We start from the raw sequence: 1,180 nt of genomic DNA, 5'->3' as shown, positions 1-1,180 counted from the left end.
GGCGTGCCGATGAGCAGCGCCAGCGCCACCCGGACCGAGACCTCCGGCCCGACGTCCAGCATCACGCCGAACAGCGGCGCCGCCAGCACCAGCGGCAGCCCGGTGGCGAGCCAGTGGGCGAGGATCTTGGCGGCGACCTGCAGTTCGAGCGGCGCGGGCGCGAGATGCATCAGATCGAGGCTGCCGTCCTCGTGGTCGGCCTGCAGCAGCCGGTCGAGGCCGAGCAGGCTCGCGAGCAGCGCCCCGAGCCACAGGATCGCCGGCCCGATGCGGGCCAGCAAGGCCAGGTCCGGGCCGACCGCGAACGGCGTCAGCGTCACGACCAGCAGGAAGAACATCACGCCGAGCCCCGCCCCTCCCCCCCGGGCGAGGGCGAGGTCGCGCGACAGCACGGCGCCGAGGGGCGTCCTCATGCGGGACTCCACCGGAGGTTGAAAGCCAGGAAAGGGCGTGGAGTCACAGGCATTTCACTGTCAGGGCCGAACCGACCGGGATGATGCGCGTTGGTCATGCAATCAGGGATTTCGCCTGACCGGAATGGGAGATCAACCAATGAAAATCAGCCTCACCTACGCGCTTCCCGCTCTGGCGCTCGCCGGCGTGCTGGGCCTGGCGCAGACCGGGCCGGCCTCGGCCGCCAATGAGGACGAGATGGCGAAGAACGCCAAGGTGTCGATCTCGCAGGCCGTCGACGCCGCCGAGGCGAAGGCCAAGGGCAAGGCCACCGAAGTGGAGTTCGACGACGATTACGGCGGCCGCTGGGAGGTCAAGGTGCTGAGCCCGGGCGGCGACACGCTCATCAAGTACTTCGTCGATCCGAACACCGGCCAGGTGGTCGGCGAGGAGGAGCAGACCTTCGAGAAGTACTGGACCATGCTGAAGCCGGCCGACTTCCAGAAGGCCCAGGTCCAGCTCAAGGACGCCATCATGGCCGCCGAGAAGGCCGCCATGGGCAAGGCGACCAGCGCCGAGGTCGAGCGCTCGGGCGACGCCGTGGCCTATGAGATCGACGTCATCACCGATCAGGGCTCCAAGGACGTCTCGGTCGACGCCACCGGCAAGGTCGTCGTCGACGACTGACGCGAGCCGGACCGCGCGGCGCTCGTCCCGAGGTCGAGCGTCGCGCCGCCCTCGAAGCCGAGCTCCGCATGCGTCGCGGCCACCACCATGCCGCCGCGCG

2 protein-coding genes are annotated in these 1,180 nt (G+C 69.7%); one reads left to right on the top strand and one right to left on the bottom strand.

Going from position 1 to position 1,180, the window contains the following annotated elements; genetic code table 11:
* The coding region (gene ccmB, locus ACIKT0_RS18685; protein ID WP_407106808.1) for a heme exporter protein CcmB at nt 1-413 on the bottom strand (413 nt) is incomplete at its 3' end.
* A 139-nt stretch (nt 414-552) separates the two neighbouring features.
* Here ccmB and ACIKT0_RS18680 point away from each other — a divergent pair.
* Entirely contained in the window at nt 553-1,080 is a 528-nt protein-coding gene (locus tag ACIKT0_RS18680; RefSeq protein ID WP_407106807.1) for a PepSY domain-containing protein, read from the top strand.
* The last annotated feature ends 100 nt before the right edge of the window (nt 1,081-1,180 follow it).

Source organism: Hansschlegelia beijingensis (assembly GCF_045505405.1).
Lineage (GTDB): Bacteria > Pseudomonadota > Alphaproteobacteria > Rhizobiales > Methylopilaceae > Methylopila > Methylopila beijingensis_A.
The sequence above is the reverse complement of the archived record's forward strand: the minus strand, read 5'-3'. Positions and strand labels throughout refer to the sequence as shown.

What these genes read in the sequence shown, in the direction of transcription:
- ACIKT0_RS18680 (WP_407106807.1), top strand. Translation starts at nt 553, where the DNA reads ATGAAAATCAGCCTCACCTACGCGCTTCCCGCTCTGGCGCTCGCCGGC.